The 26,247-nt window shown below is 36.1% G+C and carries 18 protein-coding genes and 1 pseudogene; 16 read left to right on the top strand and 3 right to left on the bottom strand.

Going from position 1 to position 26,247, the window contains the following annotated elements; all coding sequences use genetic code 11:
• The first annotated feature begins 200 nt into the window (after nt 1-200).
• The 9 genes and pseudogenes from MHH51_RS22880 to MHH51_RS22840 all read left to right on the top strand — a co-directional run bounded on the left by MHH51_RS22880 (nt 201) and on the right by MHH51_RS22840 (nt 12,568).
• Entirely contained in the window at nt 201-1,745 is a 1,545-nt protein-coding gene (locus MHH51_RS22880) for a class I SAM-dependent DNA methyltransferase (RefSeq protein WP_339283793.1), read from the top strand.
• Entirely contained in the window at nt 1,742-2,980 is a 1,239-nt protein-coding gene (locus MHH51_RS22875) for a restriction endonuclease subunit S (protein ID WP_339283791.1), read from the top strand. Before MHH51_RS22880 ends, MHH51_RS22875 begins: the two co-directional genes overlap by 4 nt.
• Before the next feature lie 33 nt (nt 2,981-3,013).
• Nucleotides 3,014-6,064 (top strand): type I restriction endonuclease subunit R, encoded by a 3,051-nt coding sequence (locus MHH51_RS22870; RefSeq protein ID WP_339286356.1) that lies wholly within the window; start codon nt 3,014-3,016, stop codon nt 6,062-6,064.
• 221 nt (nt 6,065-6,285) lie between these two features.
• Nucleotides 6,286-7,638 (top strand): annotated as a pseudogene (locus tag MHH51_RS22865) (IS1182 family transposase).
• Nucleotides 7,639-7,845: 207 nt separating this feature from the next.
• Nucleotides 7,846-8,028, top strand: coding sequence for a hypothetical protein (locus MHH51_RS22860; protein WP_339283789.1), 183 nt, complete (start codon nt 7,846-7,848; stop codon nt 8,026-8,028).
• Nucleotides 8,025-8,597 (top strand): ABC-three component system protein, encoded by a 573-nt coding sequence (locus MHH51_RS22855; protein WP_339283788.1) that lies wholly within the window; start codon nt 8,025-8,027, stop codon nt 8,595-8,597. Before MHH51_RS22860 ends, MHH51_RS22855 begins: the two co-directional genes overlap by 4 nt.
• The gene (locus MHH51_RS22850) at nt 8,575-8,820 is read left to right on the top strand and encodes an ABC-three component system middle component 8 (protein WP_339283787.1); all 246 of its coding nucleotides are present in this window, start codon (nt 8,575-8,577) and stop codon (nt 8,818-8,820) included. The genes MHH51_RS22855 and MHH51_RS22850 overlap by 23 nt, the downstream gene beginning before the upstream one ends.
• Nucleotides 8,817-10,583, top strand: a complete 1,767-nt coding sequence (locus MHH51_RS22845; protein ID WP_339283785.1) for a DUF2326 domain-containing protein — start codon at nt 8,817-8,819, stop codon at nt 10,581-10,583. Before MHH51_RS22850 ends, MHH51_RS22845 begins: the two co-directional genes overlap by 4 nt.
• A gap of 806 nt (nt 10,584-11,389) precedes the next feature.
• On the top strand, nt 11,390-12,568 hold the full coding sequence (locus MHH51_RS22840) for a multidrug effflux MFS transporter (protein ID WP_339283784.1): 1,179 nt from the start codon (nt 11,390-11,392) through the stop codon (nt 12,566-12,568).
• A 315-nt stretch (nt 12,569-12,883) separates the two neighbouring features.
• Here the strand turns inward: MHH51_RS22840 and MHH51_RS22835 are convergent, their stop codons facing one another.
• Nucleotides 12,884-14,074 carry a coenzyme F420-0:L-glutamate ligase gene (locus tag MHH51_RS22835; RefSeq protein ID WP_339283783.1) on the bottom strand — a complete coding sequence of 397 codons (1,191 nt, stop codon included), beginning with the start codon at nt 14,072-14,074 and terminating at the stop codon, nt 12,884-12,886.
• Nucleotides 14,075-14,245: 171 nt separating this feature from the next.
• Here MHH51_RS22835 and MHH51_RS22830 point away from each other — a divergent pair, with 171 nt between their 5' ends.
• Together MHH51_RS22830 and MHH51_RS22825 are read left to right on the top strand one after the other, a co-directional pair.
• Nucleotides 14,246-15,133, top strand: a complete 888-nt coding sequence (locus tag MHH51_RS22830; protein ID WP_339283782.1) for a LysR family transcriptional regulator — start codon at nt 14,246-14,248, stop codon at nt 15,131-15,133.
• A gap of 204 nt (nt 15,134-15,337) precedes the next feature.
• Entirely contained in the window at nt 15,338-16,006 is a 669-nt protein-coding gene (locus tag MHH51_RS22825; protein WP_339283781.1) for a DNA alkylation repair protein, read from the top strand.
• Nucleotides 16,007-16,276: 270 nt separating this feature from the next.
• Here the strand turns inward: MHH51_RS22825 and MHH51_RS22820 are convergent, their stop codons facing one another.
• Nucleotides 16,277-17,506 (bottom strand): dicarboxylate/amino acid:cation symporter, encoded by a 1,230-nt coding sequence (locus MHH51_RS22820; RefSeq protein WP_156986252.1) that lies wholly within the window; start codon nt 17,504-17,506, stop codon nt 16,277-16,279.
• On the bottom strand, nt 17,484-18,353 hold the full coding sequence (locus MHH51_RS22815; RefSeq protein WP_339283778.1) for a prephenate dehydratase domain-containing protein: 870 nt from the start codon (nt 18,351-18,353) through the stop codon (nt 17,484-17,486). The genes MHH51_RS22820 and MHH51_RS22815 overlap by 23 nt, the downstream gene beginning before the upstream one ends.
• Before the next feature lie 803 nt (nt 18,354-19,156).
• Between MHH51_RS22815 and MHH51_RS22810 the strand changes: the two genes are divergently transcribed.
• From MHH51_RS22810 to MHH51_RS22790, 5 genes are all read left to right on the top strand, one after another.
• Complete coding sequence (locus MHH51_RS22810) at nt 19,157-20,176, top strand: LacI family DNA-binding transcriptional regulator (RefSeq protein WP_339283776.1); 1,020 nt, start codon at nt 19,157-19,159, stop codon at nt 20,174-20,176.
• A 339-nt stretch (nt 20,177-20,515) separates the two neighbouring features.
• Complete coding sequence (locus MHH51_RS22805) at nt 20,516-21,742, top strand: MFS transporter (protein WP_339283774.1); 1,227 nt, start codon at nt 20,516-20,518, stop codon at nt 21,740-21,742.
• A 21-nt stretch (nt 21,743-21,763) separates the two neighbouring features.
• Nucleotides 21,764-22,951, top strand: coding sequence for an MFS transporter (locus tag MHH51_RS22800; protein WP_339283772.1), 1,188 nt, complete (start codon nt 21,764-21,766; stop codon nt 22,949-22,951).
• 36 nt (nt 22,952-22,987) lie between these two features.
• A complete protein-coding gene (locus MHH51_RS22795; RefSeq protein ID WP_339286355.1) occupies nt 22,988-23,890 on the top strand; it encodes a quinate/shikimate dehydrogenase in 903 nt (300 codons plus the stop codon).
• Nucleotides 23,891-24,448: 558 nt separating this feature from the next.
• Nucleotides 24,449-26,170, top strand: coding sequence for a methyl-accepting chemotaxis protein (locus MHH51_RS22790; RefSeq protein WP_339283770.1), 1,722 nt, complete (start codon nt 24,449-24,451; stop codon nt 26,168-26,170).
• Nucleotides 26,171-26,247 lie beyond the last annotated feature (77 nt).

The following is a 26,247-nucleotide window of genomic DNA, read 5'->3' as shown; positions in this document are numbered from 1 at the left end:
ATGGGTGTTTTTTCATGCAATTTTTTGTGTCAATGTTAGTATTTTAAAGGCGTCAGCAACTACTGCTGGCTGAACTTATCGAACTTTTATAGGTGCGAAAGTTGAGTTACTTAATTAATCTTCTATAAGATATGATAAAATGGATACAAATACATACAACATAGTTCCTAAAACAACAGAAATTTTATGGAGGTCTACTAATGGTAGCAAAAGCAGATATAAATTTTCAAAAAGACTTGTTCGACGCAGCCACTAACATGCGTGGAAGTGTGGCGCCGTCTGACTATAAACATTACGTTTTACCGCTAATCTTTTTACGGTATTTATCAAATCGTTACGATATGCGTAAGGAAGAGATAGACAATTTAGTTAAGGATCCTAATAGTGACTGGTACGCTTCTGATGAAGAAACCCAACAAATAATTAAAGAAGACCCAGACATGTATATGTCTGAAAATGTGTATGTTGTACCAGAAGAGTCTCGTTGGTCTTATATTTTAAAGAATGCTAAACAACCAAATATAAAGGAAATACTTGATAATGCAATGAAACGTCTTGAGGAAGAAAACTCTGGTTTAGAGGGAATGTTACCTCGAATCTTTCAAGGAAGTAACCTACCTGCTGAAAACGTATCGGGGTTAATTGAAATCTTTTCTCGTGATGTATTTAGCGCTAATGATGAGCGAAGCGTTGATGTACTAGGACGTGTTTATGAATACTTTATCTCAGAATTTGCATCTACAGAGGGGCAAAGAGGGGGAGAATTCTACACTCCTTATTCGGTAGTAAGCCTTCTTGTTCGTATGCTAGAACCAATTAAGGGTACTGTCTTTGACCCGGCTAGTGGTTCTGGGGGTATGTTTATTCAGTCAGAAGAATACTCCCCACGCCGTCATGAACTTTCTTTTTATGGTCAAGAGAATGTAACAACTACAGCTCGATTAGGAAAGATGAACGTTTTATTACATGGCTTAAATGCAGATATACGTCTCGGTAATTCTTTATTAGATGATAAGTTTCCTGATTTAAAAGCAGATTATGTAATTGCTAACCCTCCATTTAATCAAGATGGATGGGGGGCAGATCGAATCTCAAGTGATGATCCACGTTTAGTTGGGCCTGTGACTGATTCAAATGCGAACTACATGTGGATGCAACATTTCTTTCATCATTTAAATGATAATGGATCTGCAGGGTTTGTAATGGCTAATGGAGCGATGACAACAAATCAAAAAGGAGAAAAACCTGTTCGTGAATGGTTTGTTGAAAATGGCTACATTGATTGTATCGTTGCATTACCTGAAAAGTTATTTTTATCTACTGGTATTTCTTGTTGCTTATTTTTCTTGAGTAAGAACCGTGATGGAAAAGGGGAATATCGTGAACGTAAAAATGAAATTCTCTTTATCGATGCTCGAATGAAAGGTTCTTTAGTTAGTAGAAAACAAAAAGCATTATCCGAAGAGGAGATTGAAGAAATTGCTACAGTGTATCATAACTTTAAATTCGGTAAAGAAAAAGTTGAAAATATTGCTGGTTTTTGTAAAGTGGCTACAGTCAATGAAGTTAAATATAATAATTACACTTTAACACCAGGTATTTATGTTGGAATAGAAGATGTGGAAGATGATGGTGTACCATTTCAAGAGAAAATGGAAGATTTAACAACGAAATTGCTTGTGCACTTTAAAGAATCGAATCGCCTCCAAGAGAAAATTCAAAAGGATTTGGAGGGGTTACTTTGACATTTGATTCATACAAGTTAGAGGATTTATGCGAAAAAATCACTGACGGATCTCATCAAAGTCCTAAGAGTGTAGATGAAGGTTACCCAATGGCATCTGTTAAAGACTTAACTCCTTTTGGTATAGACCTTGATTCCTGTCGTTTAATTTCCTCTGAAGACTATACAAAACTCGTTCAGCAGGGATGTCGACCAGAAGTTAATGATATTTTAATTGCAAAGGATGGGAATAGTTGTCTTGAAACAGTAATGGTTCAACGAGAGGAACAGGAAGTTGTTTTACTATCTTCTGTAGCCATACTAAGACCTAATCCATCAAAGGTTGACCCAAAATACTTGAGTCTGTATCTTTCTGATAAAAGAGTTATCAAAGATATGAAAGAAAGATTAGTTTCGGGATCAGCAATACCTAGAGTTATACTTAAAGCATTTCGTGAATATGAAGTGAACCTTCCTCCTATCCAGATACAAAAAAAGATTTCATCAATTTTAGGAGCCATTGATGAAAAGCTAGAACTCAATATTCTAATGAATCAAAAACTTGAAGAAATGGCTATGATCCTTTATAAACACTGGTTTATTGATTTTGGACCATTCCAAGAAGGTGAGTTTTTGGAAACAGAATTAGGCTTGATTCCAAAGGATTGGAAAATACATTCTATTTATGATTTAGCAGATTACATTAACGGAAAGGCGTTTAAAACTAAAGACTTAAATGAACAAGGTAAGTTACCAGTTATAAAAATTGCTGAACTAAAGTCCGGACTTTCTTCAAATACAAAGTATTATAGCGAAAGTTATCAAGTTAAACATGAAATCAATAATGGTGATGTGTTATTTGCTTGGTCTGCTTCACTTGGAGTTTATCTATGGAGCAAAGATAAAGCTTTATTAAATCAACATATATTTAAAGTTCAACCTAAAGAAGGGAACATTGGTAAGCCCTTCATTTATTTTATGTTGAAGAGCCTCATAAAAAAATTTGTTCAAATTGCTGCTAGTAGAGCAACAACAATGGGACATATTACAAAAGAACATATAGTGAATGAAAAAGTAGCTTTACCACCACATGAGATATTTGAAGAAATACAAGATGATTTAAATGAATATTATAAACTTATTCTTTCAAATTTAAAAGAAACAGAACAATTAACTAAGATAAGAGACAATCTGTTACCTAAGCTTTTATCAGGTGAAATTGACTTAGTGCAAGTTAAAGAAGTGTTGGATTTATAATTCAATAAAGGGGGGATAACCGTGGGTAGATTAATGGAATCGGATTTTGAAGAAACGACGATAGAGCGGTTGAAAAGGCTTGACTATACATATCTGCATGGTCAGGAACTTTTTCAAAGAGGAGAACGTGAAAGGGTACAAGAAGTTGCTCTAAAAGGGAGGCTTGAGTCTTTCCTATGTGATACGTATCCGATGATTCCCGAAAATGAAATTAGGAGCTTAGCAAACTTGTTTATTTTAAACGAAGGGGTTGGATGGGAAGAACGTAATTTTGTTTTCCACCAAAAGTGCGTAAAAGGTCTTGAGTATATTTACGAGGATAAAGGTGAAGAAAAAGTCCAACATGTTTACCCAATTGATTGGACTACTCCTGAAAATAATGATTTTTTAGTTGTTAATCAGTTATCAATTGAAGGCCGTATGTCTCGCCGCCCAGACATCATTGTTTACATAAACGGTCTTCCAATTATTTTATTTGAACTTAAAAACCCAAATAAAGAAAATGCGACAGTCTATGATGCCTATACACAAATCCGTAATTACACCCATGACATCTCCCAACTTTTTGAGTACAATGCATTCACGGTTGTATCAGATGGCATCGAAACGAAACATGGGATGCCATCTGCTCCTTATGATTTCTTTGCTTCTTGGAAAACAATAGATGGTATTAATGTTGACAATAATGTTGTCAACACCATGCGAACGTTAATTCAAGGTTTGTTTGAAAAGGAAAGATTATTAACCTATATCCGTAATTTTATAGTTTATATGGATAAAGGTGATTCTAAAGTTAAAATTGGTGCAAAGTATCACCAGTTTTTTGGGGTGAATTTTGCTGTTGAAGAAACCATTCGTGCAACTCGCCCAAACGGTGATAACAAAATTGGTGTGATGTACCATACAACAGGATCTGGTAAGAGTATCAGTATGTTATTTTATTCAGCAATTTTGTCTACACATAAGGATTTGGATAATCCTACGGTTGTGGTGCAGGTGGATCGTAATGATTTAGATGAGCAACTCCACGACACATTTTCAGAAGGTCGGAGTTTAATCGGACATATTCATCATGCGAAGAAAGCTGACCAACTACGGGATATCCTTAGAGGTGAAGGTGGGCAGATTGTCTTTTCAACGATTGAAAAATTCCGTTTGAAAGAAGGCGAAGCTAAACACCCGGTTTTATCGGAACGAAGGAACATTATCGTGATTTCAGATGAGGCACATCGAACACAAAGTGGATTTGATGGAGGGTATGCAGCACAACTACGTTTTGCTTTACCGAATGCTTCATTTGTTGGCTTTACTGGAACGCCAGTTAAGTTACTTGGTAATAATACAGAAGAAATATTTGGTCATGTCATTCACCGTTATGATATGGCACAAGCCGTACAAGATAAAGCAGTATTACCATTATATTATGAAAGTCGGATGATTCCATTAGATTATGATGGTGCTGATATAGACGAAGAATTTACTGATTTAGTCAACGAGGTAGGACTTGATGATGAGGAGTCACGATCTTACAAATTGAAATGGGCGGCTTTAGAGAAAGTTGTTGGAACACCGAAACGTCTACAAAGACTTTCTAAAGGTATTTTAGACCATTTCAACAAGGCTGCAGATCCATTTCAAAAGGGTATGATTGTCTGTATGAGTCGTCAGGTTGCCGTTCGCTTGTATGATGAACTAAAGAAGCATGATAACTGTCCAGAAGTAGAGATTATCATGACAGGTGATGTTTCAAAAGACCCCGACTCGTGGCGAGAGATAAATCCAGGTAGCAAATACGCTCACATTAAAACAAAAGAAGAGCAAGAGGAAGTCAAAGGACGTTTAAAGAAAACTGATGATCCTCTAAAACTAGTTATTGTTGTTTCAATGTGGCTTACTGGTTTTGATGTTCCGAACCTTTCATTCCTATATGTAGATAAACCTATGAAGGGTCACAATTTAATACAGGCGATTGCACGTGTTAACCGAGTTTTCCCTGGTAAAGAAGGTGGACTCATCGTTGACTTTATTGGTATTGCAACATCTCTTAAAGAAGCAACTAACCAATATACAGGTGATAATGCAACTAATGATATGGACATAGATGTAGACCAAGCAATCGGTGTCTTTAATAATAAGTTAGAAGAAGTGCGTAAGTATTTTGGTGATATCGAACATCGCGATGATTGGCGCTCTCTGTCTAAAGTAAGTCGCGATGATTTAATTGCAGATCTTGTTAATGACCAATTAAACGGAGATCCGGAAGCGTTTGTTGAGGATTGCGTAAAACTAGAGAAGGCATATAAGTTGGTCAAACATATTGATAAGGTAATTCCAAATTCAGATGAAGTCACTCTATATCAAATGGTTCGTATTCAAGTGAGGAAATACCTTTCAGCGCAAAACAATGATTTCAAATCAAACCAGACGGTTGAAGAAAGACTAAATTCGTTGATTGACCAACACTTAGAATCGAAAGAACCAGTTGATATTTATAAGGTTGCAGGTATTGAGAAGCCTGATATCAGTATTCTTGATGAAGAGTTTCTAAAAGATATGCAGGAGAAAGAAGACCACGAAGATCTACGCCTTAAATTACTAAAAAAACTACTAGAAGACCATATTCAAGTCAATTTCAAACGGAATAGCCCTAAAGAAAAGCAAATGCGTGAACTACTTGAGAAGACCTTAAAAGACTATCATAACCGCATTATACAAGCAGCAGATGTTGTACGAATGATGGCTGATATGAAAAATGAAGTAGATGATGAAGCAGATTTTCGTAAAGATCTAGGGCTTTCTGATGAAGAAGTTGAATTTTATAAAGCCATTACATCACTAAAAATGGAAGCCTTTGATAATAAGTTTCTAGCGGACCTTATTCATAAGGTAGTGAAAGAATTGAAGAAGAACTTGAGTCAGGACTGGACTAGTGAACACAGGAAGAATATCTATGCTAAGGTTAACATGGCGGTTAAGAAAGTTTTAATGAACGAGGGAATTAAAGGACAACAACTTATATTCATTACAAAAGCAATTATGGAAGAAGCCAAAGAGCAGTATAAAGATTGGCCACAAAATGCTTAAGTTATTACAATTAAAGACGAGGTAACATAAAGAGGGAAACAATCATCCACAAATAACAATTAGGGTGATTGTTTTTAATTTTTATTCTTTAGAATGAATTTCATAATTCTTAACCCTTCTATTCCAACGCTTTTGAGAGACAAAAAAAAGAAGTACCTCCCCAAATCTTGTATAATGGTAGTTGACTAAACGACCATAAAAAGACTGAAGGAGTACTTCTTATGACCATTATACGACAAACAAGCTTATTTGGCATCCAAGAATTATACGAAATGGAACCTACCCAACGTTATGAAGCGATTATATCCGCGATAGATTTGGATAGAATCTTCCATGAAGTCAAAAAAAAATCACGGCTTGGCGCTCCTGTGGAGCTTAATTATGCAGCAATGATTATCAGCTGTTTTATTCGCATTGTAGAACGGATTCCAACGATTAAAGATTTGGTTAAGCGCCTGAATGATGATTTTGTTTTCAAGTTAAACTGTGGCTTTCTTGTGTCTGACGAGACACCTTCCGAAGCTGCCTATTCTCGCCTGCTGACGAAACTTAGTGACTCTAGCGTTCTAGAAGAAGAACAGAAAAAAGTAGTCCTACAAGCCATTGCGGAAGGCTTTATTAGTGACAACACCGTCGCCATTGATGCCACTCACTTCGAAGCACGTGATCAAGCACCACCCAAAGAAGATAAGCCCAAAACAGAACCTAAAAAACGTGGACGCAAACCCAAGGAAGAACGGGAACAATGGTTACTTGAACAGGCTGAAATAGAAGCAAACTTGCCTCTTTATGAAAAGAAAATAGAAGCGCAATTAGACGTGCCTTTAGCCGACTTACGGACTGAAGTCCCCCAAGCCCCAAAATGGGGCATAAAAAAGAACAGTGAAGGAAAAAATGTTTTTTGGTACGGCTACAAGGGCCACTTAGCTGTTGGAACGTCCAGTCAATATATTTTACATTCACTCTTTTCGTCAGGAAGTTTGAATGACGGAAAAGCCGCCATTCCCTTATTAAAAGGTGTGAAGGAACTACCTCTTTCTTCTTTGCGCTACCAAACAATGGATGCGGGTTACGACTATGAACCTAATTATGAATAAGTACATCGAATGGGAAACCAGTCTATCATTGCCTATAATAAGAAAAATGAAAGGGAACCAATTGGCTTTGATAAACACTTTGCCCCAACTTGTTTTCGTGAGCATTCCTACCGTTACGATAGCTTTGATGCCAACTATGAAACGCTGAAATTCACGAGGCCAAAGGAGTGCAGTAGCTGTCCTTTAGCTACCGAAGGTATCTGCCAAAAGGTATATAAAATAAAGATAACGCAAGACCTTAGAAGATACACAGCGCCAGCTCGTGGATCTAAGAGCTGGAAGACTATCTTTAGGCGTCGTACAGCAGTCGAGAGAGTAAACGCATACCTTAAGGAATTCTTTCAACTTAATAATGTTCGTTATCGTACTGGGAAACGTGCCAAGATTCATTTTGATATGATCACGCTTATTTACAATGCTTCAAAATTAGCTGCAGACCGTATTAATGCACAATTAAACCAACACAAAACTGCATGATTTCTGTTTTCAAAATTACAATGTTTAAATTCTGCAAGTCTTTGTATTTTTAAAAAGATCAATTATGAAATTGACTCTTTACAGTAAAAATATAGGTTTCTGGATTCTTATTTGTTGAAAACATGGTTGTAACTATTGTAATATTTTGACATAATAGTTTTAGACTACACCATATATCCCAATAAACTATGAAGAAGGTGATCGGAAATGACTATTGATTGGACAACAGTTATAACCCATATACTGACACTTATACTTGGAGCTACAGGGGGCTATGTTCTTAAATCTATAAGGATAAATCAAAGAAACATTAACAAAACAAAAGGAAAAAATAGTCCTATTTTTAATAATGATGGTGAAGTAAAAGGGCGTTTCGGTGATGGAAGATGACGGGGAGTAAAAATACTACAAAGGGTGATCATAGCCCAGTATATAGCAATCATGGTAATGTATATAACCACAACTTTATACATATGAGAAGTGACGTAATCAATCCATATAACTTAAAAAAGGTAATAGACTTTCTTGAATTAGAGCTTGAAGATGACATAGAGCCTAATCAAGGTATTGAAGATGATGATGGTTTAAAGAGAATAAACATTGTAGAAAAAAACTTTATAAATAATTTAGAAGAAGAAGGTTGTAACGATTACAACAATGTCATTATTGAAAGTAGTATTTATTTCAAAACTATTAAAGATATAATATCTGATCCTCGCAATAAAAATTTAAAGAAATCATACAACAATATTAAGAAGACCATTAATAGAAAGATACCTGAAATAAAAAGAGAAAAGGAATATTTTAGCGAAGTAATTAATAATGTTATTGATAGATTTTTAAATTCTAATGATGTTGAGATCTTAGAGAATGAGGAAATGGTAAGTGTGGTAATACATTTTATGTATTACATATGTCATATTGGGGAAAACGGTGATGGTAATGCTGAGACCGGATAAATTCACAGAATTAAACAGAAGCTTAATATATGTAGTAGCGCTGTTAATAAAGCTGTTCAAAGAAAATAATTACAAGTGTAGTTACAAACAGCTTTATAATGCATTAGAAAAGCAAATTGGTGACGATGCCTTATATTTGTTTTTGCCGGCGATCGATTTTTTATTTTTACTAGGCAGAGTCGACTATGATATCGAATCTGACGTCTTGGAGATGAATATATGAAATTATCAAGGTTGTATAGCGATGATTCAAGGTTTAAAGATATTAAATTTAAAAATGGATTGAATATCATCTTTGGTTATGTCCATGATAAAAATGTAAACGATCCTCACAACCTTGGAAAAAGTGCTCTTGTTCAGTTGATAGATTTTATGCTACTTAAGGAAGTAAAAAAGGGAACCTATTTTTATAACAAGAAAAAGGTTTTTAAGGATCATACGTTTTTCTTGGAATTAAAATTAAATAATGGTGATTATTTAACAATAAGAAGATCTTTTAGCAACGTTACAAGAGTAGACATGAAAACACTTGATTACTCTACAGAATTGTTGGAATGTGAAGAATGGGATTACACGAATTTAGTTCTAAATACTACAAGTGAAAAAGTCATCCCAGCAACAGCGATTCTAAATGAGAAATTAGACTTCGATATATTAGGTGATTATGATTATCGTAAACTAGTAGGTTATTTTATAAGGACTCAAAACGATTATAGCGATGTTTTCCAATTAAAAAAGTTCTCAAGTTCTACAGATCAAGTATGGAAACCCTTTGTATATGAATTACTAGGATTTGATAGTGATTTGCTTTTTAAAAAATATCAACTAAATAATGAAATTGAATCCTTAAAAACAAAAATAAAAAACATGGAAGATTATTATAGTGCTTCAGATATAGATAGAATTAATGGACAAATAGATATTCTGACTAGGGAAAAGGAAATATTGGAACAGGATCTCGACTCATTCAACTTTTATTTAAATGAAAAACAAATAAGTAAGGAATTAATTAAAGAGATTGAAAGTAAGTCGATTTTATTACAAAATAAAGCCTATAATTTAAGGTCTGACATGGAGCTAATTGAAAACTCTTTAGCAACCAAAGAGTTTCTTGACTTTGATTACATAAAAGATCTTTTTAAAGAAGTCGAAATTTATTTTAATGATCAACTTGAAAAATCTTATGAAGAGTTAATTAATTTTAATAAGTCTTTACTTGAAGATAGAAGAGTTCACTTATCAAAGCTGCTTATTGATAGAAAAGCAGAGCTTAAAGTAGTTGATGAAAAGCTAAAAGACTTAGGAAAACAACGATCAGATATTTTAAATGTATTGCAAGATACCGATGTTATTAATAAGTATAAAAATTTGAGAGGCAATTTAATTGAAAAAGAAAAGAGCATCCAAAGTCTCGAGACACAAAAAGATATAATCTTACAAACAAGAACAGATATAAAAGAGTTAAATGAAAAGAAAAAGGAGCTTGAAAATATTAACGAAATAATAGATTCGAAAATAGAAAGTGGAAATCAAGTTTTAAATGATATTAGGTATCTATTTAAGACCTACTTTGAAGCTATAACAAGTAAGAATGGAATAATTAATATTTCAACTAATACCGTATCAAATGTTGAGTTTAATGCTGGTATCATAACAGATAGTGGTGCCTTGACACATGAAGATGAAGGATTCTCATATCGAAAAATGCTGTGTATGTGTTTTGATTTAGCTATTTTAAGCTATTATTCTAATAAAAGTTTCTTTAAATTCCTATACCATGATGGACCTTTTGAAGCATTGCATGAGAACCGAAAAGAGTCCTATCTTGAATTTATCGAAGAATATTGTAATGAAAATAATGTGCAATATATCATCAGTTTAATAGATTCAGATGTCTCTAAAGATAAATTAAATAGCCGAGATATTGTATGTGAGCTTGAACAAACTGAGGACGGATCAGGTGCTTTATTTGGCTTCAAGTATTAAATAATTATCGGCTGATATATCTATCGGCTTAAAACATAATAGTTGACTATAGGTGCTGGTAACGCCTAAGGCTGGTTTTCCGGTTTATGAAGAGCGGCCGAACAGAATAAAGTATTTTCCACAATAAATCACCCTACTAGCCGTCGCATATCAGGGTGATTTATTTTTTTATTGTCGAATCTGTCTATGTGCTTAGTGTGGCAATTTATTGCATTATCCATGTGGGCATACAAAGAATTACATATAAAGAGCCATTCGCTACCTTTAAAGAGTTACGGTGAACCGTATCATAAGTAAATAAGGTTTTTTCAGAAATGTGATATGTAGTTAAATATAAAATTGCTTGATTCAAGCAGTAAATCCTTAATTCTATTAATTTGGAATTAGGGATATTTTATTTTACTATGAGGGAGACAGTGAGGATGTGGTTTTTCTATTACAGGATAAAAAGGTAATATTAATATTTCAATGGGCTTGCTGAAATTGTCAATGATGAAAAGACAAGAAACCTGCGTTATTGCTTAGTCCAGTATATCTTATTCTGTGGAAAAGAAAAAACAAATGCAGATTGATAACGGCTGTAAAATTGACATAGAATAACATGGTGACTCACCTTACAATAAAGTTATACCAGTTTCAAAAAAAGTTGTACTGTTTTAGTCTTTGATGGTACAATTTTTTTGTATTTTAAATTAGAAGGAAGTGAATTCATGAGTGAATTAGAAAAAATTAAGCTCATGAAGCCGCCAATTCCCGAGCTGCGATGTTTTTCTTTCAAACCTATAATTATCTAGGAGAGGATTGTATTGAAGAAAAACATCGGGGACAAAACACCCAGCTTATTCTTATTAATTTTATTAGTAGGCTTTCCACAAATTAGTGAAACTATTTTTAGCCCATCATTACCTTCTATTGCAGAAGCATTTGAAACTTCTATGAATGATGCACAGCTTACGATGAGTGTGTACTTTATTGCTTTTGCCTTCGGGGTATTCTTCTTTGGGCGTTTATCAGATAAAATCGGCCGGCGCAAGGCAATGCTTTATGGGCTGTTTTTGTATTTTGTTGGTAATGTACTTTGTTTAATAGCAAGTGAAATGGTGGTTTTATTAGTTGCACGCTTTATTCAAGCATTTGGTGCAAGTGTTGGTTCTATCGTGACACAAACAATTTTACGCGAAAGCTTTTCAGGTGTTGTACGACACAAATTGTTCGCTCAAATTTCAGCTGCTATGGCCTTCACACCTGCCGTGGGCCCGTTAATAGGTGGCTTTACCGATTATTATCTGGGCTTTAAAGTGATATTTTTGGTATTGGTAACTATGAGTATTATTGTATTTTGCTATACGTTTTTTCGCTTACCTGAAACAGCGTTAGCTAATATCGAGATGAAGCCGCTGCTGCCAATAGTAAAACGTATGGTTACAAATGCCCGTCTATGGCGCTATGGTGTAATAATAGGTGGTATTAACGGTGTATTATTTAGCTATTATACTGAAGCACCGTTTATTTTCACGCAATACTTTACACTAACAAGTGCAATGTATGGTTTTTTAGGTATTGTCGTTGCGCTCGCTTCTATCGCAGGTGCGATGCTATCTAAACGACTCGTCAGCCACACAAAACCTGAGAAGATTATCGTTTTCGGGTTAGCCATTATGTTCATTGGTACAGTGCTTGCTACATTAGTACACTTTTTACCGATTTCATTACAAATGCCAACCATGATTGTTAGTATATTTATTATTCTATTTGGCACAGGAACGGCTTTACCAAACTGTTTAAGCTTAGCGCTCATTGAATTTCAAGATGTCATTGGTTCTGCGGGTGCGATATTTAGCTTAGGTTATTATTTACTCGTCAGTGCTGCAACCTATGGTATGAGTGTTTTCCATAATGGGACAGTGCTTGCGATGCCAATTTATTTTTTAGCATTAGGGATTATTATGCTTTTAATAAGCTTACCTTTACTTTATAAAAAATAAACATATGGGAAAGAATCCATTTTGATCAATCTTTTTCAAAATGGATTCTTTTTATTTATCTTAAAACCTGGGTTTTTTGGTATTTTTAATTAAACTTTATTTTAAGGCTGCCGCATTTTTTAATGGAATAATGTGGCTTTTCACCATAAAAAAATATGTTATTTGATGTAGAAGAAAATGAAGGGTTAGAGTTAATTACAGCTTTTGAATTCTAAAATATACTATTACGAATGCTGTGGGGGTTCCTCTACCCAACCTATAAAAAAGGACAAAGGAGATACTCTCCCTCGTCCTATACATTTTTCCCAGTAACACTTATTTCGTATAATTATCAAAATACCCTTGAATAAAAACAATCGGCGTCCCTTTATCACCGCTGCCTGAAGTTAAATCAGACAGTGAACCGATAAGGTCCGTAAGTCTCCGTGGAGTTGTTCCTTGCGCTTCCATCGCTCCGACTAAGTCATCCTCTTTTTCATCAATGTACTTAGAGATGGCATTTTTGAGTTCTTCACCTTTTAAGTCAGCAAATTGATTATCTGCCAAGTATTTTAATTTAATTTCATTCGGCGTTCCTTCTAATCCAGCTGTGTAAGCAGGGGAAACAACCGGATCTGCCAGTTCCCATATCTTTCCTACAGGATCTTTAAAGGCTCCATCCCCATAAATCATGACCTCAACTGTTTTACCTGTCTTTTCCTTCAGGATTTCTTGAATGCTATCAACGACAGGCTGACAATTGTGCGGGAATAGCTTTACACTAATTTCTGTCGCTTTATTCGAGCCCAGTAAGCCATAAGCGTCATTAAAGCCACTTCCGTCAATGGATTCAGAAAGGATATTATCGAGGCTATAAATTTTTTCGCCGCCATTCGCCTTTAAAATTCGCTTCGTTCTTTCCCGTGAATGAATATCACAGCAAAGTACACTCTTTGTGTATTCCAAAATTGTCTTTGAATCATTTGAAAAGATTACTTCGCATTCTATTCCATATTCTTCAACCAGGGACTTGTAATAATCGATATAATCTACGCCTGTGAAGGTATGTTTGTTGTAGCCAAAATGCTCCCGAAATTGCTTTTCTGTTAGAACATCTGTCCAAGGGTTTATTCCTTTTTCATCAAGGGTATCTAAATCTACTAAATGATTCCCTACTTCATCAGAAGGATAGCTTAGCATTAATACTATTTTCTTGGCTCCTTTTGCGATACCGCTGAGGCAAACAGAAAAACGGTTACGGCTAAGGATCGGGAAAATCACACCGACTGTATCATCCCCAAATTTGGTTTCAACATCTTTGGCAATGTGGTCAATGGTGGCATAGTTGCCTTGTGCCCGAGCCACAACTGACTCCGTAACAGTTACAACATCTTTATCCTGAATGGTAAAGCCCTCAATCTCTGATGCTTTTAATACACTATCCACAACGATTTCTTCGATACGATCTCCTGTATTAATGATGGGACAACGCAATCCTCTGGCAATCGTTCCTACAACTCTTTCCACAATAATTCGCTCCTTCTTTGCAATCTGGCTATATTTGATAAAAAGTTCACTTTTTTAAAAAAGTATCGTACTAATACACTAACATTCCAAATAGTCTCCTCTTGTAATATACGGCTTTTAATGATATAAGTAAAGTCAATATATCTAATATGGGGTATAAGGGTGGGTTATATGATAGGTAAATTGGATTTATATTATCTTTTTTATATAGTTGGCAAAAACAAAAGCTTTTCCAAAGCGGCAAAAGAGCTATATATGTCACAGCCGGCAATAAGTCAATCAATGGCACAATTAGAGAAGGAATTAGATACAAGGCTTTTTAATCGGTTGTCTAAAGGTGTAACGCTGACGGATGAAGGAAATTTATTGTTTGAATATGTCAGTTCAGCACTTCAATTTATACAAGCTGGGGAAGAAAAGCTTTTAGAATTTAAAAATTTAATCATTGGTGAGTTTAAAATAGGGGTCAGCGATACTATTTCGCGATTTTTTCTGCTTCCTTATTTAGAAACATTTCATAATCGATATCCAAATCTTAAATTCAAAATAGTTAATGGAACAACGTGGGAAATTATAGCTGCCTTAAAAGCAGGGGAAGTCAATATCGCTGTCTGTAATCTCCCCGTAGATGACAAGTCATTAGAAGTTAAGCCTTTATTGGAAATTCAGGATACGTTTGTATATGGCGAAAAATATCAAAAAGAATTATCTAATCCGACCAATCTGGAAGAATTGGTTAAGTTTCCGCTTATTTTATTGGACAATTCCAATTCCCGGAGATATGTGGAAGAATTTTTTCTTACAAAAGGAATTACAATCCAGCCGGAATTTGAGTTAGGCTCACATGAACTTTTGTTAGAATTTGCAAAGATTAATCTTGGTGTTGCCTGTGTTACAAAAGAATTCTCTGAAGAGTTTTTGGGAGAAGGCCTGCTTCATGAAGTGACCTTAACGGAGCCTATACCGAAAAGAAGTATTGGGATATGTTATTTAAAAAATGTTCCGTTAAATAGAGCTGCAGAAAGGTTTGTTGACATTATGGAAGAAAATATGAGATAAAAATCAAGGATTGAAAGTCGGTGAAAGAATTTTTATTTAGATATACCACGGATAACCGTATCATAAATAATGGCGAAATGAATCACTCCTTTTACAGTGTTATGGTACAATTGTGTGCAATAAGACTTTTAACAAAATTTAGTTATAGATATATGCCGCCAATGATATATTATGAAACAGTGCTTGAATAAGGAGTTGTCTCAAATGCATAAAAATAAAAGCACAGAAATAAAACGCTCAGCAAAAGCAGAAAACATTCTATCTCAGATCAATAGTCAAACGAAGCTGGGCGACTTAAGAAAAATCGCGAAGGACATTAAAAAAGATCACGAACTAGCTATGGAACTTTGGTCAACCGGAGATTTTTTGCCCAGACTATTGGCAACCTTAATTATGGACAAAAAACTTCTTTCACAAGATGTACTAAATAAGCTTGATAAGGATATGCAGACTCACCCGTTTGATGAGCGAAATAACTTAATGGATTGGATAATGGCTAATCAGCTCACCAAAGCCAAGAAGACAATTGCGCTGATGGAGTCATGGGAAAATAGCCCTTCTGCTCTTCAAAGGCGAGCTTTCTGGTATTATCAAGGTCGATTGAGATGGACTGGAAAAACACCGCCTGATAACACTGCAGACTTACTATCTGCATTAGAAGCTAATATTACGCAGGAAGAACCGGAAGTTCAATGGGCTATGAATTTCACCGCAGGCTGGATAGGCGTTTATGATGAAAAAAATCGTGCACGTTGTATGAAACTTGGTGAGAAAACAGGTCTTTACAAAGATGAAACGGTATCAAAAGGATGTACTCCTAATTATTTGCCGGAGTTCATTACGATTGAAGTTAACAAACGTATTAATAATTAGTTACCACTGAAAAATTCATAAGGGTTTGATGTGAAAATAAAGGAATTCAAAGCATCAATATGGAAAGGATTTGAAAGTAAGATTCCAGATCCTTTTTGCTTGGAGAGAAATTTCAAAAATATGATATGTAGTTAAACATTATAAGGCTTGATGCAATCAGTAAAGAGACGAAGACAAAAACCAGTAAAAAGAGGAATTTCACATCGAGTTTTGATGTGAAATTCCTCTTTCTTTATTTTAGGCTTGTTAAGTCCCCGCCCTCTACATATTTTAAGATTTCCTGGCTTTTAATTTCAAGGCCCGTTTTTCTTCTGATTTATCAATCAGGACTGCTGCGGCGGCATCACCGGTAACGTTCATAGTCGTATAAGCCATATCAAGTAATCGATAGATGGCTGCGATAGGGCCCATCAATTCAATCGGCAGATTAAGAAGTGTAAGGAATGATGCTCCGAGCACAATTCCGCCTCCTGGAATACCGGGTGCTGCCATGTTTAAAATCGTTGCAATAATGACGAGGTAAATAATTTGGCCGACACCGAGCGGAATATCATAAAAGTCGGATACAAAGACAGCGAGCAGACTAAACGACACTGCTCCGCCTGCCATATTAATAGTCGTTCCCAATGGTACAACAAAGTTCGTAATAGATTCGGAGACTTTAAAATCATTTCTGGTTACTCTCATTGTTGTTGGCATCGTAACAGCAGAGCTTGTGGTCGATAGAGATACAAGCCATACTTTATAAATGCCTTTAATAAAATCAATCGGACTGCGTTTACTATACAACCAAGCTGGAATTAGCATCACAAGGATAAATACGATAATACATGCGAAATATGCTGTGAAAATATATAACCCAAGTGCAGAGAAAATACCGGCACCATATTCAGCAACAGCGAATGCCATCAGCGAAATAATCCCAATCGGTGTCAGTTCCATGATGAAATCAAGAATTTTAAAGATGACCTTGGACAGGCTGTTGATAAACGTTCTGACTGGATCCGCCTCTTTCCCAACAACAACAATAGCTACGGAGAAAATAAGCGTGAATAAAATGGTTGCAAGAATATCCCCTTCCGAAATTGCCTGGAATAGATTACTAGGTACGATATTCATAAAGAAATCTGCGAAACTTGGATCGGTGACTTCCCCATCATATCCAACAGCATCAATATTAATTCTCTGACCAGGGCGAATCAGGTAGGAAATGACTAAACTGATTGCTGCTGTGGTAATAAACATAGCAACAAAGACGACAATACTCTTCAAGCCGATCCGGCCGAGATCACTGGAACTGCCAATATTAATAATACCAGTAGAGACAGCTACAAAAATAATTGGGATAATCATCATCTGGATTAAATTTAAGTAGATATCACCGATGAATTTTACCTGAATAGATAATTCGGGTAAAAGGATACCAAATAGGATTCCGAGTCCAAATCCAATTGCAATTCGGGTGAATAAGTGTTTCTTAGCTGTTAAAAGTTGTTTCATTTTGTAAGACTCCTTTGTATGCCGGGATTTTACCTTTACGGTAACTGCCTAAAATATTTATATATGTACAAATACCTTTTAACTCTTTTAATGCCATATGAAGTGCTTCGTTACCAAGGCCGTTGTCAATATCGATAAAGAATCCATATTCGAACGGCTTCGTTTGAATTGGGCGGGACATTAAGTAGAGCAAATTAGTATCATGCTTTTTAAAAATGTTTAAAATATCGCTGAGTGAGCCAGTGCTATGATTTACTTCGATATAAATAGATGTTTTACCTTGTACCTGATTAACTGGATCCTCTTCCTTTTTAAAAAATAAAAAACGTGTCGTATTAAATGGATTGTCGCTGATATTTTCCTGAAGCACTGTCATGCCATATAATTCTGCAGCATGACTTCCTGCTATGGCAGCGATAGTATCATCCTCTGCATGTTTAACCATTTCCACTGCACCAGCTGTATCCATATGTTCAAGGACCTCGATATGCGGATACTGACTTAAATAGGTGTAGCATTGTTCCAGTGCTTCTGGATGAGAATACACTTTTGTGATTTCCGACAGCTCGATTGGATGCTTTGTAATGAGTGCATGGTCAATTTTCACATAGATTTCATCCGTCACTGTGACATCTAAATACTTCATTAAATCAATTGTTCTTGTAATAGGGCCGCTTGTCGAATTTTCTACTGGCAATGCAATATAGTCGACCTCATCATGGAGCAATGCATCCACTAATGATCGAAAGGTAAGAAACCCTTTCGTCTGATAATTATTTTCCCCGCTAAACCTTTGGCATGCGATCGTACTGTAACTGCCTTCCACACCTTGATAACCAATTAACAATATACTCACTCCTCCGATGATGATAAAAAAGACCATTTATGCTTCAGCCCTGAAAAAGGAGAGAAACGTAAATGGTCTAGAAAATATAAAAAACCAGCCGCTTCGATTTCTCCTGGGACTGGTTAAACATTTTTACATGTCAATCAGCCATCTTAGATATAGGGCATCTATATCCGTGAGGGCCTATAGACGCTATCTAAAAATAGCTAAAAAAGAAACGATTTAATTGTCGGGATGTATGCTTTAACATAATGATCACTCGAATCTTTTAATTGTTAAGTAAATTCTAACGATTTGTTTGTGGATTGTCAATAAGATAATGGGAGTATTATGTTTTTAAAATCGCTGCGAATTCTAAAAGGAGTAAAAAACCAATGATATTTCTGCATAACCAGGGTTATAATCTAATTATAGTAACGCATTAAAACGAATCCAAAAACGGATTTCCCCAAAAATGAAGGTGAAGCAAACCATAAGCGAACAAAATCACAGACTATTTTTCTCCTCATATAGTTATCGATTTTTCCCGCTTAAATGATTAGAATAGCCTTATCAAAAAGGAAAACTTGAGTTAGGTAACCGATTCGATACCAGGTAATTATAAATGACGAAACTCAATTTGAATAAAAAAGTGTTATATTAGATACATATGCTTCCCAAATAGAATAGTAAATAGAACCTTACATATATGTTTAAGCTGGTTTATTACAGAAAAATTTTTTAATATAGTAAACAAACATAATAAGGAAGCAGGCTTGCATGCAGCATTCATTCTTTGATTTATATGGAAGAGGTGATTAAAGTTGAAAAAATCCAAAAAAAATGTGCGTGTTACGTTACAAGAGGTTGCAGATCATGCTGGCGTATCAACAACTACCGCTTCTTTAGTCGTTAGAAATAACCCGAGAATATCGCAAGCTACACGGGATAAAGTATTAGCATCTATGGAAGAATTGGGATACATTTATGACAGAGTAGCTGCAAATATGAGATCTCAGAATTCCAATATAATTGGTGTCATCGTTACGGATATCGCAAATAAATTTATTTCAGAATTTTTGATAGGTGTACAAAATACGCTGGAGGGCTTCGGTTATACGGTATTGCTTGGGACAACCTTTGATTCTGTTGAAAAACAAGAAAAATTAATATCCACAATGGTAGAGCATAGAGTAGATGGCTTGATTCTTAATCCTGCATCGAGAAGTGTTGGTAAAACAGCTAAACAGTTAAATAATCTGAAGATTCCTTTAGTGCTTGCTAATCGGGAACTAACCAATGTGAATGCAGATTATGTAGGAATTGATTATCAAGAAGGAGCTTATAAAGCAGTGAGTCACTTAGTCAGCAAAGGGCACGAGAAAATAGCTTTTTTAGGCGGGGTAAAAAAATCTTCCACTTGGATAGAAAGAATGGATGGCTATCGGCTGGCGCATGAAAACGCCAATCTTCCACTTGATGAATCACTCGTCATTGACAGTGAACCAACCAGTAAAGGGGGAGAAGAAGCAGCTTTAAAGCTGCTGGATTTACCGGATAGCCCTACTGCTATTTTTTGTTTTAGTGACTTAATCGCTTTTGGCGTGATGAAGATGTTAACTAAACAAGGTATCGTGATTGGACGTGACATAGATATTGTAGGGTTTGATAATATTCCCGAAGCAGAAATATATCATCCGCCATTAACGACTGTTTCTTCCTATCCGAAATCTATTGGTAATCAATCGGCAAAGCTGCTGCATAGTAAAATAAAGCGTGAGAATGAGGAAATGCATCGTATTATACTTAAGCCGCAGCTAGTTGTCAGAGAAACATCTAAATAAGAGGTACATAAAGAGAGGACCTTCCTGACCCTATAGGAAATAGTCCTCTCTTTATTTTGTGATAAGGAGAAATAAAAAGAATTTAAGAGGAAGTAAGTGAAGTATGTCACAATGTTGACACAAAAAAACTGCAGGAGTATAGTAGATTTCGTTGTTTTTAGTATATCGTTATACCAAAAACAACTTGAATTTTATTTTTATATTAGGTTTGTTTTAATTTTTATTTAGTATATCGATATACCTATGATAATTATAATGAATTTGGTAATTATAGTACCAACCATATAGGAGGGTGAGAGGAACTTTCTATAAGAGGGCACGTTGCAAAGGGGAAAAGTCATGAAACATCCATACTTAAATATGGGAGTAGGGATTTATCTAAGTTATTTGCTTTTGGGAATGGTCAATATCATATTGGCATCAAATATGAGCTTTTTATCGGAACGTATGGGCGTTATCCGAACAGATATCAGCCTGCTGATTTCTATTGTTGGTATCGGCCACTTACTTACAATCAATATTGCAGGTAAGTTATCGGATCGCTACGGAAGGAAGCCATTACTCATATCGGCTGCAATACTTTATACTGTATTCCTTATAGGGATGCCAACGACTACTCATTTCACATTAGCTATGTTTTTTGCTTTATTTGCAGGCGTAAGTAATTCATTATTGGACGCTTCTTCCTACCCAGCGCTTAATGAAGGATTTAAAGAGGCAGCAGGTACAGCAACGGTTTTGATAAAAGCATTTATGTCAATAGGAGCTGCAATTCTTCCTGTATTAATCGCATTTTTAATATCCCAAGACATGTTTTTCGGCTATGCATTCTTCCTGCCGGCGATATTATTTATTGTCCTGGGGATTTACTTTATTCCTGTCAGGTTTCCGGCTGTTAATGGTGAGGAACGTAATGAAGAAATAGATAAGGAGAACGTCGAGAAACAAGAATCCAATCCGCATAGCTGGAAAGAAGGTACAGCTATCGTATTCATTGGATTTTCTGCAGTTTCCATGACAGTTGTCATTCAGACCTGGTTACCTACGTTTGGCCAAGAAATTATTCATCTAAATGAAAATAATGCAGTCAAATTGCTCAGCTTTTACAGTGTGGGCGGGCTTATTTCTGTTTTACTGCTTGCCTGGTTACTGAAAAGAATTATAAAACCTATCACAGCAATGGTAATCACACCAATTGCTGCTGCCATATTTGTTATTTCGCTGCTGTTTGCCCGTGACGCGTCGCTCGTACCGTTTATTGCGTTCTTTCTCGGGTTATCTACATCTGGAATTTATCAGCTGGCCATGGCGGTTATGATGCAAATGTTTCCGAATAACAAGGGAGTCAGTGTTTCCTATGTTAGTGCTGCTGCCAGCGTGGCTTTTATGGTTATACCTTATATAACAGGATTGCTGATAAAGCATATCGGGATATTCTCCGTATTTTATCTAGAATTGGCTATAACCATTGTGAGTACAGTTTTGGCAATCTACCTATCCAGAAAAATCAAGCTGTTCTCGAAAATTTACCAAAGAGATAAAAAATATAAATTGAAAACTATGTAAAGATTTTAGAGGTGAGAAAAAATGAAAAATCCATATATTAAAACATCGTTTGGGATGTACTTGAATTACTTCATGTTAGGAATGATCAATATTATCATAGCTTCCAACATGAGTAACTTATCAGAAAACTATAGTCAGCCAGTTGAACGTATTAGTTTGCTGGTATCTGCAATTGGTATTGGGAAGCTGGTTGCTTTATTCTTTGCCGGCCGGCTCTCAGATAAGCTGGGACGTAAGCCGATTATTATTACTGGAAGCTTTTTATACCTGCTGTTTTTAATCGGAATTCCATTGCTGTCAAGCTACCCAGTAGCATTTGTCTTAGCAATAACTGCAGGGATTGCGAATTCCTTATTAGATTCAGGAACATATCCAGCTTTGATCGAATCATTTCCAAAGAAATCAAGTTCAGCTACTGTCTTGATTAAAGCAATGATGTCTATTGGAGCGACCTTATTACCATTTATCCTGGCGTTTCTACTGGCTCATGATCTTTCATGGGGCTGGTCATTCTACTCCTTGGGAATCTTGTTCTTAATCAGTGGTATTTATTTAATCTTTATGCCATTCCCTGCGATTGAAACAAATGAAAAGAATGAGGAAGCAAGCGAAGACCTGAATAATCGCTTTAAAGAGAAACCGAAGTTTTGGGGTGAAGGACTGGCGATCATCCTTATCGGGTTTACGTCTACAGCATTGTTTGTTGTTTGGCAGACATGGCTGCCGGAACTGGGGACACATTTCATAGGCTTAGATGCAAATGTCGCTGTACAGCTATTAAGTTATTTCAGTATAGGTGCATTGGTATCTGTTCTCCTGCTGGCTGTCATATTGGACAAGTTTGTTAAACCAATAACGATTATGATTATATACCCGGCAGTTGCTTTTATATCTATGCTGATGCTTTTCTTTGTTCAATCTTATCCGGTTGTTGTTGTATGTACATTTATCCTAGGATTGTCGACTTCTGGTATCTTCCAATTGGCAATCAGTGTGATGACACAATTCTTTGTAGCGAACAAAGGAACTACTACATCTTACGTCAATATAGCAGGAAGCGCCGCTTTCATACTCGTTCCAATCATCACAAGCTCTTTGGTTGGAGGAATTGGTATTTCCATGACATTAGTATTTGATATGGTCATTGCGTTAGTCGGCATTTTGCTTGCTGTATTTGTACTTTTCCGAGGGAAGAAAGTACTCAATTAAGGGAATTAAATTTAATCTAAAGGAGATATAAATATGATGATAACTGATAAAAACCTTGCCAAAATAGATGCGAAGACAACACTTGTAGGACTGCTGGCCACACCAGTTGGTCATAGCGTTTCGCCTGAAATGCATAATTTGGGATATACAATCAACGGGTTGAATTATGCATACTTAGGCTTTGATGTAGGTCCAGAAAACCTTAAGGAAGCAGTAGAAGGCATGAAAGCAATGGGAGCAGCAGGATTCAATATATCTATGCCGAATAAAATCGATGTCATCCAGTATCTAGATGAATTGGACGATAGCGCAAAATACGCACATGCCAGCAATACAGTCGTGAACAGAGACGGTAAACTGATTGGCTATAACACAGATGGCTTAGGATATGTGAAAAACCTGGAGGAACACGGTGTGCAGATCGAAGGCAAAAAAATCACCTTGGTTGGTTCCGGCGGTGTTTCCACTCCAATAGCTATTCAGTTAGTACAATCCGGTATCAAAGAAATTAGTATCCTTGCCAGAGATGACAAATTCTTCCCGAAAGCAGAAGAAAATGTTGCCTATATCAACAATGAGATGAATCATTTCGGAGTCAAAGCAAATATCTTTCCTTTAGAGGATAAGGAAGCTTTCCGCAAAGAAATATCTGAAAGTGCTGTTCTGGCAAATGCTACAAGCCTAGGGATGAAACCAATGGATGAAATGAGTATTCTGGATGGTGTTACAGATGCACTGCGCGAGGATTTGGTGGTAACGGATGTGGTTTATAACCCGGAAAAAACAAAATTGTTGGCACAGGCTGAAGCAGCTGGCGCTACAGCGATCAATGGTTTAGGAATGGTTTTATGGCAAGGCGCTTTGGCATACAAATTATTTACAGGGGAAGACATGCCGATGGAAGAAATCAAAAAAATAATGTTTGATAAAACCTTATAATTATAAGAGGATCACTATAAACAAACAAAAAGCTGTCGAGTGTATCGGCAGCTTATTTTCCATTATGCATCGTTGGGTGAGGTGGAAAGTGTAGAGTATAAAGACTTTTATGATAATAGATATATTGCTTATAAGAATTTATAGGTTTTAAAATTTATTTTACAATCTGGTGCTGTAGTAAAAGAACATTAAACAAATACGAGTCTCCATCGGAAAAGGAATTCATTTTGATTATTTCATATCAAATGGATTCTTTTTTTGCATTACCCAACTTACCTTAAAAGCAGTGTTTTGTCTGGAATCAGATTCTTGATTTAATGGGAAATAATGCATCTATTTCATAAATTTTGTCGTTTTTTATTAAAATTCCCTTTATAAATAGTTAAATATACCGATATATAAGGTGGATCTATTAACCTACATAGCAAGACAAATTACCTGTTTTTTTACTAGAGATATAAAATTCATTCAGGAGAAGCAGTCTTCAAAAAGGAAAGTCTTTTTAAGAATAGAAACAGTGAAAATCTACTGTAAATCAAATTGGAAGGAAGAAGCAGCATGTTCAAAAATAGAAAGAGGAAGAAAATCAAACCTATTTTTAATCTGAAAAGCATTAAAAGCAAGATTATCTTTGCATTTTCCATTGTTATTTTATTAGTTCTTTTTTTAGGCGCTTACAATTCCATCACGATTAAAAGAATGAATGATGAAACAACCAAAATGATTGAAGACAATCTTCAGATGTTAATCGCAAACACGGGATTGGAAACCGCTATGGCCCACCGGATAGCAGCAGCCCGCGGATATGTATTAACCGGAAATACCAATTTCAGGGAAGATTTTGAAGCGTATACAGAACAGGGAGCCGAATTTGAAGAATTAGCAAATAGTGTTGGTGTCTCACAAGAATTGGAGAATTTAATTCGTACGACTAACGTGTGGCAGACCGCTATCGTCGGCGATGTTTTTGAAGTATATGACCGTGGCGATGAAGAGCAGGCGATATCGAATCTGAACGGCCTGTCATTTATGGTTGATAGTATTACTGCAGAATATGAGGAGATGGCAGCAGATTCAGAAGCAGCCATTAATAAGGGCGGGAAAAAAATCATTGATCACGGAAAAAACACTGTAATCATTGTTGTTACAGTTTCGATTTTAATTCTTATTCTCAGTGTCACCGCAGCACTTGTTACCGGAAATGTTATTTCAAAACCAATTAAAGCAGTAATGCAGCGGATGAAGCTGATTGCCAGCGGAGACCTGAACCAGGATGACCTGCAGAATCAGAGCAGAGATGAAGTCGGACAATTAGTCGATGCTACCAATGAGATGGCGAACAATACACGTAACCTGATCAGACAGATCAACGAGGTATCCGAGACTGTTACAAATCAAAGTGAAGAATTAACCCAGGCAGCAAACGAGGTCAAATCTGGCTCTGAACAGGTAGCTATTACAATGCAGGAGTTGGCTGCAGGCTCTGAAAAACAGGCAAACAGTGCCAGCGATCTGGCGGATATTACCGGCAACTTTACTACAAAAGTACAGGAAGTAAATGATAATGGCGAACGTGTTCAGCAATATTCCGATAAAGTACTGGAAATGACTACGAACGGAAGCGAGCTAATGACCTCCTCCACAGAACAAATGGGCAGGATTGACCAAATTGTGCAGGGAGCAGTTGTCAAAGTGGAAGCATTAGATACACATTCCCAAAAAATATCCCATCTTGTTGCGGTCATTAAGGATATTGCAGACCAGACTAACCTGCTGGCATTAAATGCTGCGATAGAAGCGGCAAGAGCAGGCGAACATGGAAAAGGATTTACCGTAGTAGCTGATGAAGTGAGAAAGCTTGCCGAGCAGGTAGCTGTCTCAGTCACAGATATTACAGATATCGTAACGAATATCCAGAATGAAACAAGTACTGTTGTTCAATCATTAAAAGATGGATATGCGGAAGTAGAGCAGGGAACAGACCAGATTGTTACAACTGGAAAAACTTTTAAGGAGATCAATCAGTCTATCTCTAATATGGCAGGAAATATTACTATTGTTGTTGAAAACTTAGTGGATATCACTACAAGCAGTGAGGAAATGAAGGGGTCTATTGAAGAGATTGCTTCTATTTCTCAAGAAGCAGCTGCCGGTGTTGAACAAACTTCGGCATCAGTTCAGCAGACAAATAGTTCTATGGAAGAGGTTGCAGGGAGTTCGGAGCAGTTGTCGAGGCTTGCTGAGGAGTTGAATGGGTTGGTTAGGCGGTTTAGGGTTTGAGAAGTGAGGTTGGTTTTGTTGAGGCAAATTTATCATGGGTTTGAGATTAATTGAGGGGGACCGTGCTTTAAATAATT

Origin of the sequence: Oceanobacillus sp. FSL K6-3682, from assembly GCF_037976165.1 — a bacterium.
Lineage (GTDB): Bacteria > Bacillota > Bacilli > Bacillales > Amphibacillaceae > Oceanobacillus > Oceanobacillus sojae.
Note: the sequence above shows the minus strand (reverse complement) of the source record. Positions and strands in the feature narration are given on the sequence as shown.